Annotated in this window: 14 protein-coding genes and 1 other annotated feature; all 14 genes read right to left on the bottom strand. The window is 36.9% G+C overall.

The window, feature by feature from the left end:
- Positions 1–38 precede the first annotated feature (38 nt).
- The 14 genes from minD to GSM_RS02090 all read right to left on the bottom strand — a co-directional run bounded on the left by minD (position 39) and on the right by GSM_RS02090 (position 15,214).
- On the bottom strand, positions 39–845 hold the full coding sequence (gene minD / locus GSM_RS02155; protein ID WP_003687026.1) for a septum site-determining protein MinD: 807 nt from the start codon (positions 843–845) through the stop codon (positions 39–41).
- 2 nt (positions 846–847) lie between these two features.
- On the bottom strand, positions 848–1,525 hold the full coding sequence (locus GSM_RS02150; RefSeq protein WP_003687028.1) for a septum site-determining protein MinC: 678 nt from the start codon (positions 1,523–1,525) through the stop codon (positions 848–850).
- 14 nt (positions 1,526–1,539) lie between these two features.
- The gene (mreD, locus tag GSM_RS02145; RefSeq protein ID WP_003687030.1) at positions 1,540–2,055 is read right to left on the bottom strand and encodes a rod shape-determining protein MreD; all 516 of its coding nucleotides are present in this window, start codon (positions 2,053–2,055) and stop codon (positions 1,540–1,542) included.
- A gap of 11 nt (positions 2,056–2,066) precedes the next feature.
- Positions 2,067–2,915 (bottom strand): rod shape-determining protein MreC, encoded by an 849-nt coding sequence (mreC, locus tag GSM_RS02140; RefSeq protein ID WP_003687032.1) that lies wholly within the window; start codon positions 2,913–2,915, stop codon positions 2,067–2,069.
- A gap of 94 nt (positions 2,916–3,009) precedes the next feature.
- A complete protein-coding gene (locus GSM_RS02135; RefSeq protein ID WP_003687034.1) occupies positions 3,010–4,014 on the bottom strand; it encodes a rod shape-determining protein in 1,005 nt (334 codons plus the stop codon).
- Positions 4,015–4,194: 180 nt separating this feature from the next.
- A complete protein-coding gene (locus GSM_RS02130) occupies positions 4,195–4,401 on the bottom strand; it encodes a cold-shock protein (protein ID WP_003687036.1) in 207 nt (68 codons plus the stop codon).
- A gap of 82 nt (positions 4,402–4,483) precedes the next feature.
- Positions 4,484–5,155 (bottom strand): JAB domain-containing protein, encoded by a 672-nt coding sequence (locus GSM_RS02125; protein ID WP_003687039.1) that lies wholly within the window; start codon positions 5,153–5,155, stop codon positions 4,484–4,486.
- 47 nt (positions 5,156–5,202) lie between these two features.
- A complete protein-coding gene (locus tag GSM_RS02120) occupies positions 5,203–5,856 on the bottom strand; it encodes an HAD family hydrolase (protein WP_003687041.1) in 654 nt (217 codons plus the stop codon).
- Positions 5,857–5,871: 15 nt separating this feature from the next.
- Entirely contained in the window at positions 5,872–7,182 is a 1,311-nt protein-coding gene (locus tag GSM_RS02115) for a bifunctional folylpolyglutamate synthase/dihydrofolate synthase (RefSeq protein ID WP_003687043.1), read from the bottom strand.
- 191 nt (positions 7,183–7,373) lie between these two features.
- The gene (locus GSM_RS02110; protein WP_003687046.1) at positions 7,374–8,612 is read right to left on the bottom strand and encodes a nucleotide sugar dehydrogenase; all 1,239 of its coding nucleotides are present in this window, start codon (positions 8,610–8,612) and stop codon (positions 7,374–7,376) included.
- Between the two features lie 25 nt (positions 8,613–8,637).
- The gene (locus GSM_RS02105; protein ID WP_003687048.1) at positions 8,638–9,591 is read right to left on the bottom strand and encodes a glycosyltransferase family 2 protein; all 954 of its coding nucleotides are present in this window, start codon (positions 9,589–9,591) and stop codon (positions 8,638–8,640) included.
- Positions 9,592–9,862: 271 nt separating this feature from the next.
- Positions 9,863–12,520: a valine--tRNA ligase gene (locus GSM_RS02100; RefSeq protein ID WP_003687050.1), complete on the bottom strand. Its 2,658-nt coding sequence runs from the start codon at positions 12,518–12,520 to the stop codon at positions 9,863–9,865.
- 44 nt (positions 12,521–12,564) lie between these two features.
- Positions 12,565–12,788 (bottom strand) — a binding site (T-box leader).
- A gap of 40 nt (positions 12,789–12,828) precedes the next feature.
- Positions 12,829–14,046, bottom strand: a complete 1,218-nt coding sequence (gene thiI / locus GSM_RS02095) for a tRNA uracil 4-sulfurtransferase ThiI (protein ID WP_003687052.1) — start codon at positions 14,044–14,046, stop codon at positions 12,829–12,831.
- Positions 14,047–14,065: 19 nt separating this feature from the next.
- Positions 14,066–15,214 carry a cysteine desulfurase family protein gene (locus GSM_RS02090; protein WP_003687053.1) on the bottom strand — a complete coding sequence of 383 codons (1,149 nt, stop codon included), beginning with the start codon at positions 15,212–15,214 and terminating at the stop codon, positions 14,066–14,068.
- Positions 15,215–15,384 lie beyond the last annotated feature (170 nt).

Raw genomic sequence — 15,384 nt, 5'->3', positions numbered from 1 at the left:
AATAATTGGCTCCGCTCTTCTCACATTAGAAATTAATTCTACTTTTTCTTAAACCACGAAAAAATATTTTGAAGAAATCCCTTCTTTTCAACTTCTTTGATATTCATCAAAGGTACCGTCTCGCCTTGCAGTCTCCGTGCGATATTACGATATCCCTGTGCAGCTGGGTTAGTTTCATCTAAAACAATAGGTTCACCCTTATTAGATGTACTGATCACTTTGTCGTCATCAAATACTATCCCAAGCAAATTAATAGATAAATGATGTGTTATCTCATCAATATCCATGACCTGCCCATCGTTCATCATGTGAGTTCTTATTCTGTTTATAACCAGTTGTGGTGGCTCTTTTAAACCTGCTTTTTCAAGTAACCCAATAACACGGTCTGCATCACGAACAGCCGAAATCTCAGGTGTTGAAACAACAATTGCTTGATCCGCCCCAGCAATAGCATTCAAGAATCCTTGTTCAATTCCAGCTGGACAGTCAATCAGAACATAATCATAATCTGGTTTTAATTCATCAACTATTGCCTTGACCTCATCCGGTTCAAGTACTGATTTGTCAGCATTTTGTGCTGCTGGTAATAAAAATAGTTTGTCATCAAAGCGCTTGTCCTTGATTAAAGCCTGATGCAGCTTCGCTCTTCCCTTGGCAACATCCACAATATCATAAATAATTCTATTATCTAAGCCTAAAATAACGTCAAGGTTTCTTAATCCAATATCCAAATCAAGTAAACAAACCTTTTTATCAGAGAGTGCAAGTGCGGTTCCTAAATTAGCAGAAGTAGTTGTCTTTCCTACCCCACCTTTTCCAGAAGTAACAACAATCGCTTTGCCCATCTTTAGTAACCTCCCATATGTGCAAATAATTTTGGCCTAATCACTTTCACTTGATCACGTTCAGTGTAATCAAGTGCGTGCAAGTCATTAACGTAAACTACGACTTCACTATCTCTTGCCATTTTTTCTTCATCATCAGAAATGATATCGACCACATCCGCAATCCTGACCTGTTGGGCTTTTGAAACATTTCCAGCAATAATTGCCTGTGCATCGCTTAAATAACCAGCATGTATGATTCCTTCACAATTACCAAGTAAAAACACATTCCCAGTTGCTCTCAAAATCCCTCCACGATGCAAATTACCTATGAATAGGACATCACCCTTGATATATTCAATTTGACCATTTCTCACAGTATTTGCATTAAGATGTACAACCTTACTCTCAACCATCTCAATGGCATCCTGAACAAGCATAACATCAGAAGTAAACTTATGTATCGAAAAGAGCGGATAATTACTTACAACATCCTCAATTTTTTTCTTTTCTTCAGCACTTAACAGCCGTGTTCCCGTAGTGATATTAAAAGAAATTGGCTGTGCTGAATCACGCTTCTCATCCTTCTGCAAATCTGCAAACAGAGTTGTTACTTCAGCAAGAACATCTTCAAACTTAGAATCTGCACGAATTGCTATTACATAGCCATTTTTATGACCTTTTAAAACAACATTTTGCATTTTAAACGCCACCCCTATCTTGAGGACATTTCCATCAGACCTTTAATTGGCAGATATAATATTACAAATACTGCCAAATTAAATGCTAATGTGGGTCCAAGTGTACCACTGATAAAGCCTGCAAGTGAAACACTCGTAAAACCGATCAGTACGTTAATCCAGTAGAATAAAAGTGTAAAGAGTGCAATATCTATCAGATATATTAATAGTACCACAATAAAGGATGGTGTAAAAAAACTATACATCACTCTAGTTAAATAAAGGATAAATGGGACTAACATAAAGAATGGTCCAATTATACCCGTGAAAAACAAGTCAAATGTTAATCCAACCGCAATTGCCCAAAAAAATGGATGTTCAACTTTTGCAAAAAAGACACTCATTACAACCCAAAGTAGAAATAAACGACTTTCAATGGACACGTTAGCCGTAAAAAAGTTACCCGCAAAAATATTGCTTAAAGTTCCATCTAGAAAAAGAGCTATGAACAGACCCAAGGGGTAATAATATCGTATTTTTGAAACTCTCATCAAACCACCTTCTAATCTGTTCTTTTTGCAACAGTAACTATATTAAGATTCGTCAAATCTGCCGCAGGTTTTATTTCAACTTTTGAGGCCAATCCATAATCGTCCTTTTCAACTTTCATAACAGTTCCAACATAGATTCCTTGGGGAGAGTTGCCACCCATACCAGAAGTAATGACTTTGTCACCCTTTTTCATTGTTTTTTGAGAATCAATTTGCCCCATTATTAGTCTGTTAGTATCGGCATTGTAGCTAGTAATCAATCCATTGACTGACCCATCATCTGTGATGATTGTTGTAGCAAAGCGATCAGCGTCATCATTCGTTGTGCTGATCAATTCGACCTTACTATTTGTCTTGTTTACTTCAGTAACACGTCCAACCAATCCTTTGTCAGACAAAACAGCGGCATTCTTTTTAACACCAGCCAATGAACCCTTGCTGATGATTATCTGATTCTGCCATGAAGAAGGTGTTCTTGCAATAACATAAGATGTAACCGCAGTATAATTTGTCAAAGACTTATTCAACTTCAATTGCTTCTTTAAAGCGGTATTCTCTCTGCGAATTGTTTGATTGGAAACCTTCTCGGATGCCAAACTATCAATCTGTTTTTTTAGTTTTTGATTTTCCTGATAAGTATTAAGCAAATTCTCAACTGCACCACCAACATTTCCGACCGCACTTATCGGATAGCTTACAACCCTATCAACCAGACCTGCAGCATCGTTACCAAACTGTTGGATAATTGGCGGCGTTGATTTATTATTTCTAACAGTAACTGAAAATGCGACTAATACAAATCCGATAATCAATGTAATAAGTACAATGATAAGTCTTTTATTGAAAAAAAATCTTTGCATTATTTCCTCCACTACACTCAAAGACATATCAAAAAATTAAGAGGTTGGACGAATACTCCCAACCTCCCAACATGACACGCTTCAATCGTCTCTATTATCTTTTTTTCATTACTTCAATACTCTTTAGTGATTCACCAGTACCGATAGCCACACAATCTAATGGCTCCGATGCGATAAACACAGGTACTTTTGTAGCGTCTGCAATTACTTCAGGCAAATGACGCAACTGCGCACCACCACCGGTAAGAACGATTCCATGGTCGATTACATCAGCGGCAATCTCAGGGGATGTTTCTTCCAATGTTTCCTTGATTGCAGAGATAATTTCCTGCACAACCTCTTGAATTGCTTGAGCGACATCAACAGCCTCAATATCAATTGTTTTTGGAAGCCCACTTAACAAATCACGACCGCGAATTGTCTGACTATCCAACTCTTTTGCAGCCTCAACTGAAGCTGATGCAACATTCATCTTCAATTGTTCAGCTGTTCTTTCACCAATCAATAGATTATGATGCTGGCGAACATAGTAGATAATAGCATCATCAATCTTATCGCCGGCCATTCTAATTGAGCGACTAGAAACAATTCCACCTAGGGAGATGGTTGCAACATCTGTTGTACCACCACCAATATCAACAACCATACTTCCCGTCGGATCCATAACTGGAAGACCCGCACCAATAGCTGCTGCAAATGGTTCTTCAATAACATATGCATCACGTGCCCCAGCAACACGCGTAGCATCGATCACTGCTCTTTTTTCTACTTCGGTTACACCGCTAGGAACGCAAACCATCACATACGGCTTGCCTGTCTTGCGACCCAAAGCTTTTTGAATATAGTACTTCATCATTGCGACCGTCGTATCATAGTCTGCAATTACACCGTCTTTCATTGGACGAATTGCAACAATACTTGCCGGCGTGCGTCCAATCATGTCTCGTGCTTCAGATCCAACTGAAACAATTTCACCTGTTTTTGTATTCTTAGCTACAACTGAAGGTTCACGCAATACGATTCCCTTACCTTCAGCATACACAATTGTATTTGCTGTACCTAAGTCTATACCAATATTTTTCGTCCCGATTCCGAACAATATATTTCATCCCTTCACGTTGCCTCATTTTAATAAATAACGCAGTTCTTCAATAGTAGTTCAATTATACCATAAGAATTAGATGGCGTTTACTAAAAATTACTTACTTGGTTAGCATACTAAATGATAAACAAAATGTCTTTAACTCTCAATATTCTTAATCATTATTTATACAATCATTTATTGTAATAAATGGACGTTAACTGCCTGTGGGCCCCGCTTACCAATGGCAACAGCAAATTCAACTCTCTGACCCTCAACTAGTGTCTTGTATCCTTCAGTCTTAATTGCTGAAAAATGAACAAAAATATCTTGTTCATTATCATCTGGGGTAATGAAGCCGTATCCTTCATCCTTTTCAAAAAAATGAACTGTACCTGTAAGCACATAAACACATCCTTCTTAATAATTAACTAATGAAAAGTTTAGCATATTCATCCTACTTGAACAAGGAATTCAAGGCGATCTTTTAAGAAAGAATTTTTTCTTCGCGCATACTCAAATATTGTGATGATCCTACAATAATGTGATCGAGCAAGCCTATACCAATCATATTCCCGCACTCTTCGATTCTCTTAGTCAACTGCAGATCATTTTTTGAAGGTACGGTATCACCGCTTGGATGATTATGAACAATTATTATTCTGGCAGCAGCGTACTGCAATGCAAAACGAAAAATTTCACGTGGGTGTACCGTAGCGGTATCTAGGGTTCCTTGAAAAATAATTTTTTTAGCAATTATTTGATTTTTTGTGTCTAATAATATTACAAATAATACTTCCTGCAAATACAGTCCTAGTTCTAGTGACATCTCCTCGCCTATTTCCTGACTCGTGTATATTTTTCCTAGTGTCAGTTTGGGCCTTTTATTGAGCCTCTCTGCGAATTCGCAAAGGGCTCTAAACATCTGAACATCATGCTCACTTTCAACAATCTCCATCAACTCTATGTCTGAAAGATCTTTTATCTGACGCAAGTCTGTATATTGTAAAAAAAACTGATTAACTTTTTTTGATGCATTTTCTTTTCCCAAAAAACCGCAAATAAGTATAAATAAAAGTTCTTTTTGACTTATACTAGCTCCTCTATATTTAGTCAATCTTTGTATTATTTCTTCTTCACTGTATCTGTTTGTTAGCATAAGAAAACCCCTTTCGTTTTTAATTACGTAAACAAAAGGGATTCATCTTATTTTTCAAAATAGCTTTTTACTTCATTTAGATTTGGTAAAACTACCTGCGTTCTCGCAGCAACTTCTTTTGTTGGCTGGATCAAGTCTGGAACCATAATTACAGGGATATGTGCATTGTTTGCTGCATAAACACCATTATAAGAGTCCTCAAGAATTACCGCCTCATTCTTATTATGCTGACCTGACGCCGCCCATGCTTGTTCAAAGATGTCTGGCTCAGGTTTGGCCCTAACCACATCATCTGCTGAAATTATTTCTGAAAAATATTGACTGATTTTGGCAATATCTAGGAAATAATCAATTGCACTTCGATCGTTACTTGATGCTAGAATACTCGGAATCCGAGCATTGCGTAGATAAGAGGCCAGCTCTAAAAATCCCTTTTTTAATGGGAGTCCCTCTTCCTTGATAACATCAAAGACCTGTTGTTTACTTAACTTAATAAATTCAGAAATCAGCTCTCTGCTACCATAGTCACGACTCATCTCTGAATACATCATATCGTTGCCCGAACCAATAAAGCGACGATAATACTCCATCGAATATTGCATTCCTAATTTGTTTGCCGCTCTTTTATTCGCAGCAAAATAAATTTTTTCAGAGTCGACCACTAAGCCATCCATGTCAAAAATTACTAACTTTACATTCATCTTAAATGTCCTCACCTAATCTAAAAAATAGTGTCTTACTTCAGAAACGAAATACAAAGATCCAGTAATTAAAATTATATCTTCTTCTGACATCTGTGCAACAATTTTAACCAAGGCTTCCTGCCAATTCTTGGAATATTCAATTTCTTCGCTTTTCTCAGTAACATCCTTGACTTTGGCCACCGGTCGCGGACCTGCAAATGTTGTCCCATATATTGTCGTATTGGGCAATTGACTTAGTTGGGCAAACATCTCACGTGGCTGTTTGTCTGCTAACATTGCGGCAATTATGTAAACATGTTGGTTCTTAAAATTTTTTCTAATTGTCTTTGCAATCATATCAATCGCTGCAACATTGTGTGCCCCATCCAGTACAACCAAAGGTTTTTCACTCACAGCTTCAAATCTGCCTGGCCAAGTTGCTTTTTTTATAGCCGAACGGATTTCTTTGCTGTTCACGTGCCACTTTTTTTGCATTGAAACAATCAAAAAAGCACTGAGTGCCACCGCCGCATTCTCACGCTGGAATTCTCCCATAAGTGAAGTCTGTAAATCATTAATTGTTAAACCAAAGCCTTCATAATCAATAACTTCACCCCATGAAACTTTTTTTGAGGCTTCTTTGAAAGAATAATTCTCACTTGGTGTATATAATTTTGCATTTTTTTCTTCTGCTTTCTTCTTAATTACATCAAGTGCTTCTTCAGGGATATTTCCAATCACGACTGGCCGATTTTCTTTAATTATTCCCGCCTTGTGTCCAGCAATCTGTGCCAGAGAATTACCTAATAATTTTGCATGATCATGAGCCACTGTTGTAATCACCGACACAAGTGGTTTGCTTATTACGTTAGTTGAATCAAAGGTCCCCCCAATACCAACTTCAACAACTGCAATATCAACCCTTTCTTGTGAAAAATATAAGAACATCAATGCGGTAACAATCTCAAACTCGGTTGGTCCACCCTCAGCATCAGCTAACTCTTCATCCAATTGTGTAACAATCGGTACAATAAAATTAACGAGATTCAACAGCTTGTCATCAGGTATCATTTGCTTATTAATCTGAATTCTTTCGTTGAACCTAACAATAAATGGTGACGTGAAGGTTCCAACCCTTAGTCCTTGCTCTTCCAATAATTCTCTTAAAAAAGCTACAGTTGACCCCTTGCCATTCGTACCCGTTACGTGAATTACTTCTAAGCCCGATTCAGGATTGCCCAGATACTTTAGAAATAATCTCATCCTAGCCAGAGTTGGAATTTTTTTAAACTTTGTTCTTCCGTGAATAAAGGAAATTGCCTGCTCATAATCATCAAATGCCATTACTTTCAACCCTTCTTACTCTCAGATTTATTGTACATTAAAGGACTTATTAGGACAAACAACTTTTGCATTAATCTAAAAAAAATAGTTCTATCTCTTTGAAATTTCATCTTTTTGAACAAAAAAAACCATATAACCACTAATCTGGTTAATATGGAGGAAAATATCATATTAAGTTTTACTACTCAAACTCAGTCCAGATGGAATAAATCTCTCGTATAAACTTTAGCACGAACATCTGCTAATTCGTCATTAAAGCGATTCGCAACAATGACACTGCTATTTTTTTTGAATGTACTTAAATTGTTTTCGACTTTATACTTCTGAAAAACAGAATGATTTTTTAACATTGGTTCAAAAATCAAAATTTTTATATTTGGCTGAATTTTCTGTAATTCTTTGATAACTCCTTGAATTGAACTTTCACGAAAATTATCACTATTTTGCTTCATCGTTAACCTGTAAATGCCCACACTAACTTCATTTTCAACAGATTTACTTTTTGTAATCAATTTTATAATCTGCTTTGCAATAAACTCCTTACGTGTTGTATTAGACTTTACAATCGCTCCGATAAGATTTTGCGGAACATCTTTATAATTTGAAAGTAACTGCTTTGTATCTTTGGGTAGACAATATCCGCCATAGCCAAAAGATGGATTATTATATCCATCTCCAATTCTAGGATCCATATCAACACCAGATATAATTTGTTGGGTGTTAAGCCCTTTTGACTCCGCATAAGTATCGAGTTCATTAAAATAGCTGACTCTTAATGCCAAATACGTATTTGAAAATAGTTTTACTGCTTCTGCTTCTGTATAACCCATCACAAGTTTTGCTACATTTTGTTCAAGTGCACCCGTTTCCAGTAGGCTTGCAAATTGCTGTGCATTTTCTTTTTCCTTTTTGTCTGCCAAATCAGTACCGACAATAATTCTTGAAGGATGAAGATTATCATACAAAGCCCTACTTTCACGTAAAAACTCAGGATTAAAAATTATATTTTCTAAATTAAGTTCATTTTTGATTTTCTTTGTAAATCCCACTGGTACTGTTGATTTGATAACAATAATAGCCTTTTCATTATACTTTCTCACTAATTTTATAACTTGTTCAACCGAAGAAGTATCAAAAAATTGTTTTTCACTATCATAGTTTGTCGGCGTTGCTATTACTACAAAATCGGCATCTTTATAGGCTAATTCTGTATCAGTCGTAGGAATTAAATCTAGTTTATGTGTAGTCAAATACTCAATAATTTCTTTATCTGCAATTGGTGAGATCTTTTTATTCAGTAACTCTATTTTGTCTTTATTTATATCAACTGCAAAGACTTGATTATGCTGTGCGAGCAGAATCGATATACTTAAGCCCACGTACCCCGTTCCTGCAACGGCTATTTTAAGTTCATTACTCTTTTTTGTCATGCTTTTAAATCCTCTTTTCTGGAAACTACTCAAGCTTATTTCGTTGATTATAGGTTTTTATTGAATCATCAAAAACATCGTTTTTATCATGATCTACAAAATCTTGCATTGTTCTGTGTGAATTTTTAGTTGCACGTCCTCGTGATTTTTTTTGTATAAATTCTTCTTCTGATTTGGTAAAGTAATGATTAATTTGAATCCTATCCGTATTTACACTTTGAGAGAATGGTCCATCCACCTTTTGCTTTTTTTCATTTACTGCGTAATAGCTAGGTAAGTAATAGGCTCCATGCGGATCATTAAAAAATCCTGCTACTTTTCTAGGATCCACTATTGATTTTATATGAAAGTTCTTCTTAAAATCCTTCCTGGCCCGATATACAAAATTATTGGTTACCAATCCATGAGGTTTCTTTTTCAAAAAAGAAGAACCAAAAATTTGCCAGTTGATTACAAAGCCTCCAACATGAGGATCAGCAAAATAATTATTTAAAAAATCAACAAAATTCAATTGTCCCTCTGTCAAATAAATAAATTCATCTGCATCCAAAAACCCCATATACCTTGAGTATCTGCCATACTTATTTAGAGCATCATTATATGCGTCCATTTGTCTTCCAATACCACTAAAACGTACATAAGTTACCTTATCTCCAAGTGAGTCTATTATTTCTTTTAAATCATCTTGACTATCGTTGTCATAGATGTAAAAGTGTTCTACACCAATTGAAGTATAATACGCAAGCCACTCTCTAATGTATGGTGCCTCATTCTTCAAAATTATCGTCATTGAAAGGTTATATTTAATTTGTGAATAATCATTTCTTTTTGCCCACAAACTGGCTAATTTTACTGCACCAATAATTCCTGCCTTTAATTCACTTTTCCTAAGTTCTTTTCCAGTCTTCTGTTCATACGATAAGTCAATAAAAAACTGAGTCCTTCTAATACAACAATGCAATGCTTTTTTAAAACTCATAATACAAAATTCTCCTCCATACCAAAAGGCACTTTAAAAAGTGCAACTATTTTACTACTTTTAGTTTAAAGGAAGGTTGTGAACTTTTCGTGAACAAATAATTATTATTTGTTTATTATTATATTTTTTTATCTAAATTTTAATAAAATGAATTTCATTAAAGATAATAAGTTTGAGTATGAACAATGACTCATACAAAAAAGAGACACAAAAAAGTAGTAAACGTTTTTTGTGTCTCTCTGCATATTGATCTAAATTTATACCTTATATCCTAGTTTTTCTTTAAAGTTGCGATTCTTTCTTTTGTTGCTTCTAATTTTGCCTTATATTCACTAAGCTTTTCTCTTTCTTGAGTAACGACATCAGCAGGTGCATTTGCAACAAAGCGTTCATTACCCAATTTCTTTTCTCCACGAGTAACTTCGCCTTCTAATTTTTTAACTTCCTTTTGCAATCTGGCAATTTCATCATCAATATTGATTAAATCTGCAAGTGGTAGGTATACCTCTGCACCTGTGATAACAGAAGTCATTGCTAAATCGGGTGCAACAACGGCAGCGCTGATTTCTAGTTTTTTTGGATGACAGAAACGTTCAATATAATCAACATTAGCTTCAAAAATCTTCTTTGTTTTTTCACTGGATGTCTTAATCAAGATTTCAATTGCACTTGACATAGGAGCATTAACTTCAGCACGGCTATTACGAACTGCTTTAATCAACTCGATCAAGTTCTCCATCTCACTTTGGGCAGCTTCATCAACGTCGGCAGCATTATACTCAGGATATTTTGCTGTCACAAGTGATTCGCCCTCATGTGGCATTTCCAACCAAATCTTTTCTGTAACAAATGGCATGATTGGGTGCAGCAGTCTTAAGGTTTGGTCAAGCACGTAACATAGAATGTTTTGCGTGTCCTTCTTTGCTTGCTCATCCGTACCATTCAAATCTTCCTTAGACATCTCAATATACCAATCACAGAAATCATTCCAGATAAAGTTGTAAAGTGCTCTTCCAGCCTCACCAAATTCAAAACTGTCAAATAAACGTGTTACTTCACCGATTGTCTCATTCAAACGACTGATGATCCATTTATCTGACAATTTCCATTGTTCTCTTGCAGGCAATTGCCCAGTTGTCTCATCATCTAGGTTCATAATAACGAAACGACTGGCATTCCAGATCTTATTGATAAAGTTCCATGCAGCATCCATTTTTGTGTAACTGAACCGAACATCTTGTCCAGGAGCAGAGCCATTAGATAAGAACCAGCGCAATGCATCTGCACCATACTTATCGATTACGTCCATAGGGTCAATTCCATTTCCCAATGATTTACTCATTTTGACACCATTCTCATCACGTATCAATCCATGGATAAGTACGTGCTTAAATGGTCGTTCTTTTGTAAATTCAAGGCTTTGGAAAATCATTCTTGAGACCCAGAAGAAAATAATATCATAACCTGTAACCAATGTGTCAGTTGGGAAGTAACGTTTAAAATCAGCCGCATTCTCATCTGGCCAACCCATTGTAGAAAATGGCCATAATGCACTTGAAAACCATGTATCCAGCACATCTTCATCTTGAACCCAATTCTCAATGTCTTGTGGAGCTTCTTCACCAACATAAATTTCGCCAGTTTCTTTGTGGTACCACGCAGGAATCTGATGTCCCCACCAAAGCTGGCGTGAAATAACCCAGTCATGAACATTTTCCATCCACTGTGTAAAGGTATTCTCAAAACGATCAGGCACAAAATTCACTCTTTGTTTTGATTTTTGATTTGCCAATGCAACCTCAGCTAATGGTTTCATCTTGACAAACCATTGCGTCGATAAGCGAGCCTCAACTTGTACACCTGTACGCTCGGAATGTCCAACACTATGTGTAATTGGTTCAACTCGCAACAAATACCCTTCAGCATCGAGATCAGCAACAATTGCCTTCCGTGCTTCGAAACGATCCATGCCTTCATATTTACCAGCATTGGCATTCATCGATGCATCTTCATTCATGGTATTGATTCTTTCCAAATCATGGCGGTTACCAACTGCAAAATCATTAGGGTCATGTGCTGGTGTAATCTTAACCATCCCTGTTCCAAACTCTGGATCAACATACTCGTCAGCAATAATTTTGATCTTACGACCTTGTAACGGCAAAATCAACGTCTTCCCAACAATATCCTTGTAGCGCTCATCACTTGGATGGACTGCAACCGCAACATCACCCATCATTGTTTCAGGACGAGTTGTGGCAATTTCGATATAGTTCTTACCATTGAATTTTGTATCATCGGCAAATGGATACTTAACATGGTAAAAAGCACCCTTTATATCCTTATGAATAACTTCAATATCTGACAACGCTGTTCTGGCTTTAGGATCCCAGTTAATAATGTATTCACCACGATAAATCAAGCCTTTTTTATACAATGTAACGAATACCTTACGGACTGCTTTGGATAAACCATCATCGAGAGTAAAACGTTCACGATCATAATCAAGAGACAATCCAAGTTTCTTCCACTGCTGATGAATAATGTCTGCGTACTCATCTTTCCATTTCCAAACGGTTTCAATAAATTTCTCACGGCCTAGATCATAGCGGGATATTCCCTGTTCAGCAAGACGTGCCTCAACCTTGGCTTGAGTTGCAATTCCTGCATGATCCATTCCTGGAAGCCATAAAGTATCAAAGCCTTGCATTCTTTTTTGACGGATAATCATATCTTGCAATGTAGTATCCCAAGCATGCCCCAAATGCAGCTTACCAGTTACGTTGGGCGGTGGAATAACAACTGAATATGGCTTTGCTTTTTTGTCCCCGTTCGGTTTAAATACTCCTTGTTCCAACCATTTTTTATAACGACCAGTCTCAACTTGTTGTGGTTCATATTTCGTCGACATTTCAATCTCTCTTGTCATATTCTCATTCCTTTCTTTTTATAAAACAAAAAAGCCATCCTAAAAATTAGGACGACTTTCACCGTGGTACCACCTAAGTTGGGCGTTTAACCCCTCTTAATTCCATGATAACGAACATGTCCGGTCAGACCTACGCATGAACTCATAGAATTCATTTCAGTCTAACAGCTTACAAGCTACAATTTCAAACCCAGCTAGAGACCTTTCAGCAAACAGCCTCTTCTCTGAAAACTAGAATCCTTGAAACCCTCTTGTTCCTCGCTTATGCACTATATAATAGCTTGAATACATAGAGCAGTCAAGCCTAATTATAGAAGTTCGGCAAAACTATCGCTGGTTTCTGCCAAGAATTTCTGATCACTCTTAATTTCAGTAATTTTAATTCCGGCCATTGCCCTTTCTATCAATCCATCAACATCCAAGCGTGCTTCATAGAGTCTTGCTTTATCCAAACGCGGTCTTGTCTTAGGCGCCGGTGGAGCAAAAATCGTACAGCAATCTTCAAATGGCATAATTGATAGATCAAATGTATCAATTTCTTGTGCGATTTCAATAATTTCGTTCTTGTCCATTGAAACTACCGGACGTAGTACCGGTAGAGTTGTCACATCATTTATTGCGACCATACTTTCAAGGGTCTGTGATGCCACCTGACCAAGTGCCTCACCGTTAAAAATTGCAAGTCCTTCACGTTTTTTCGCAATCAAAGTTGCCAAGCGTAACATGAAGCGTCTTTGGACGGTCATCAAATAGCCAGATGGAACATCATGTTTAACCGTTTCTTGAATCTCCGTGAACGGAACTTGTATGAATTTGATACTCCCAACAAATGGAGCAAGCTTTGAAGTCAGTTCTTTTGCCTTGTTCAAAGCCTGTTCACTTGTATAAGGTGGGCTAAAGAAATGAACCATTTCAATTGCCACCCCACGTTTCATTGCGAGATAACCTGCCACCGGCGAATCGATTCCGCCTGAGAGCATCAGCATTCCTTTTCCAGCAGTCCCAACCGGAAGTCCGCCCGCACCATTGATTGTCTTACTAGATAAGAATATTCCATTACTCCTAATTTCCACGCGCAACGTAATATCAGGTTTCTTCATCTGAACCTTGATTCCTGGAATATTATCAAGTACATATCCACCAAGTAAATCATTCATTTCATTAGTATCCAGCTCAAAGTCATGATCTGAACGGCGAGTGTTAATTTTAAAAGTTGCACCTTCTTCAAACTGTTCTTTTATCATTTCGACAGCTTTCTGCTTAACAAGTTCAACATCACGCTTAACCTTGACTGATGGTGAGAAATTCTGAATGCCAAAAACCTGCTTCAAGCGTTTCATCACTGCAGTACTGTCTTCACCGTTTAATTGGATATGCATTCGATCTCTGTTAGCCTTAATAACCAGCTTAGAGAAAGAATGAAGACTTTCTCTTGTGTTAAAGCCTAAACGATCAATAAAGCTTTTTCTGTTCTTTCCTTTGGTTGATAATTCGCCATAGCGAACCATTATTTCTGTATATTGCACACTTTACTTCCTTTCATTTCTACGAATTGATCTTTTCAAATTGATGATACAACTGTTCAAAAACATCGACAAATTTTTGGGCTTCTGCTAGACTATTATGCTCATCGAGGCTAATACGAATTGCCGACGTTGCAATTTTCTCAGGAATGTTCATTGCATTTAGAGTTCCTGAAACAACATGTTTTTTAGATGAACAAGCACTCGTCGTTGAAATATAAATTCCGTGTTCTTCAAAAGCGTGTACTATTGTTTCCCCTCGAACACCATCAATAGTGAAACAAAGAATATGTGGTGCAAAATCTGGCGTCATGCGCGAAAACATTGTAACTTTAGGGAATTTTGTGACATAATCATAAATAAATTTTTTTATTTCAAGTTGTTTTTGGACCTTATCTTTCTCCCCTTCTAACAATAGTCTTAAGGCTTTTGCCATTGCCGCTATTGCAGGAAGATTCTCCGTTCCACTACGCAAATTTTTCTCTTGTCCACCACCACTCATCAATGGTGCCAACTTACGTTCGCGCCGTTTGAACATGAATCCAATTCCTCTTGGAGCATGGAACTTATGGCCTGAGAATGTTACAAAATCAACACGATCATTCATGATCATTTGCTGAATTCCCTTGCCAATACCTTGAACTGCATCAACATGAAAATGAATCTTGGGATAATTGCGTAACACATCTGCAATCTGATCGATTGGTTGAATTGCTCCTATTTCATTATTGACAGCCATAATTGAGACTAAAATCGTATCTGGTCGAATCGCTGCTTTCAATTCTTCAGCAGAAACCTGTCCCTTCTCATTAACTGGCAAATATGTTACCTCAAAACCTAGTTTCTCTAATTGAGCCATTGAATTTAATACAGCAGGATGTTCAACACTTGAGGTAATTAGGTGCTTGCCGTGCATTCTCTTTTCAATTGCTGTGCCCTTAACGACCCAGTTGTCGCCCTCAGTACCACCGCTTGTAAAGAAGATTTCATCTTGCTTGACACCCATCAAATTAGCAATTTGCAATCTTGCTTGTTCCAATAACCCAAATGCTTTCTCACCTGAAGCATGAAGTGAAGATGGATTTCCCCAGATTTGGTTACTAACTTTGGTATAGGTCTCCAAAGCTTGAGGTGCAACTTTAGTTGTTGCACTGTTATCAAAATAAATCATTTCTATCCTTCCTATTTCAAGTACTTTATATTTTTTTGAAAATAAAACTCGCAAGTTATTTTACAATATATGCTGCTGAAAACAAAGTTAAATTTTAGATATTTAAAAAATATATTCTCACTGTCCAGAGCTTGAATATTGGTTCAGAATTACAAACATAGCGAGTACTG

Origin of the sequence: Liquorilactobacillus mali KCTC 3596 = DSM 20444 (genome assembly GCF_000260415.1) — a bacterium.
Taxonomy (GTDB): Bacteria; Bacillota; Bacilli; order Lactobacillales; family Lactobacillaceae; genus Liquorilactobacillus; species Liquorilactobacillus mali.
This window is presented reverse-complemented; position numbering and strand designations above follow the sequence as displayed.

What these genes read in the sequence shown, in the direction of transcription:
- minD (WP_003687026.1), bottom strand. Translation starts at nt 845, where the DNA reads ATGGGCAAAGCGATTGTTGTTACTTCTGGAAAAGGTGGGGTAGGAAAG.
- GSM_RS02150 (WP_003687028.1), bottom strand. Translation starts at nt 1,525, where the DNA reads ATGCAAAATGTTGTTTTAAAAGGTCATAAAAATGGCTATGTAATAGCA.
- mreD (WP_003687030.1), bottom strand. Translation starts at nt 2,055, where the DNA reads ATGAGAGTTTCAAAAATACGATATTATTACCCCTTGGGTCTGTTCATA.
- mreC (WP_003687032.1), bottom strand. Translation starts at nt 2,915, where the DNA reads ATGCAAAGATTTTTTTTCAATAAAAGACTTATCATTGTACTTATTACA.
- GSM_RS02125 (WP_003687039.1), bottom strand. Translation starts at nt 5,155, where the DNA reads ATGCTAACAAACAGATACAGTGAAGAAGAAATAATACAAAGATTGACT.
- GSM_RS02120 (WP_003687041.1), bottom strand. Translation starts at nt 5,856, where the DNA reads ATGAATGTAAAGTTAGTAATTTTTGACATGGATGGCTTAGTGGTCGAC.
- GSM_RS02115 (WP_003687043.1), bottom strand. Translation starts at nt 7,182, where the DNA reads ATGGCATTTGATGATTATGAGCAGGCAATTTCCTTTATTCACGGAAGA.
- GSM_RS02110 (WP_003687046.1), bottom strand. Translation starts at nt 8,612, where the DNA reads ATGACAAAAAAGAGTAATGAACTTAAAATAGCCGTTGCAGGAACGGGG.
- GSM_RS02105 (WP_003687048.1), bottom strand. Translation starts at nt 9,591, where the DNA reads ATGAGTTTTAAAAAAGCATTGCATTGTTGTATTAGAAGGACTCAGTTT.
- GSM_RS02100 (WP_003687050.1), bottom strand. Translation starts at nt 12,520, where the DNA reads ATGACAAGAGAGATTGAAATGTCGACGAAATATGAACCACAACAAGTT.
- GSM_RS02090 (WP_003687053.1), bottom strand. Translation starts at nt 15,214, where the DNA reads ATGATTTATTTTGATAACAGTGCAACAACTAAAGTTGCACCTCAAGCT.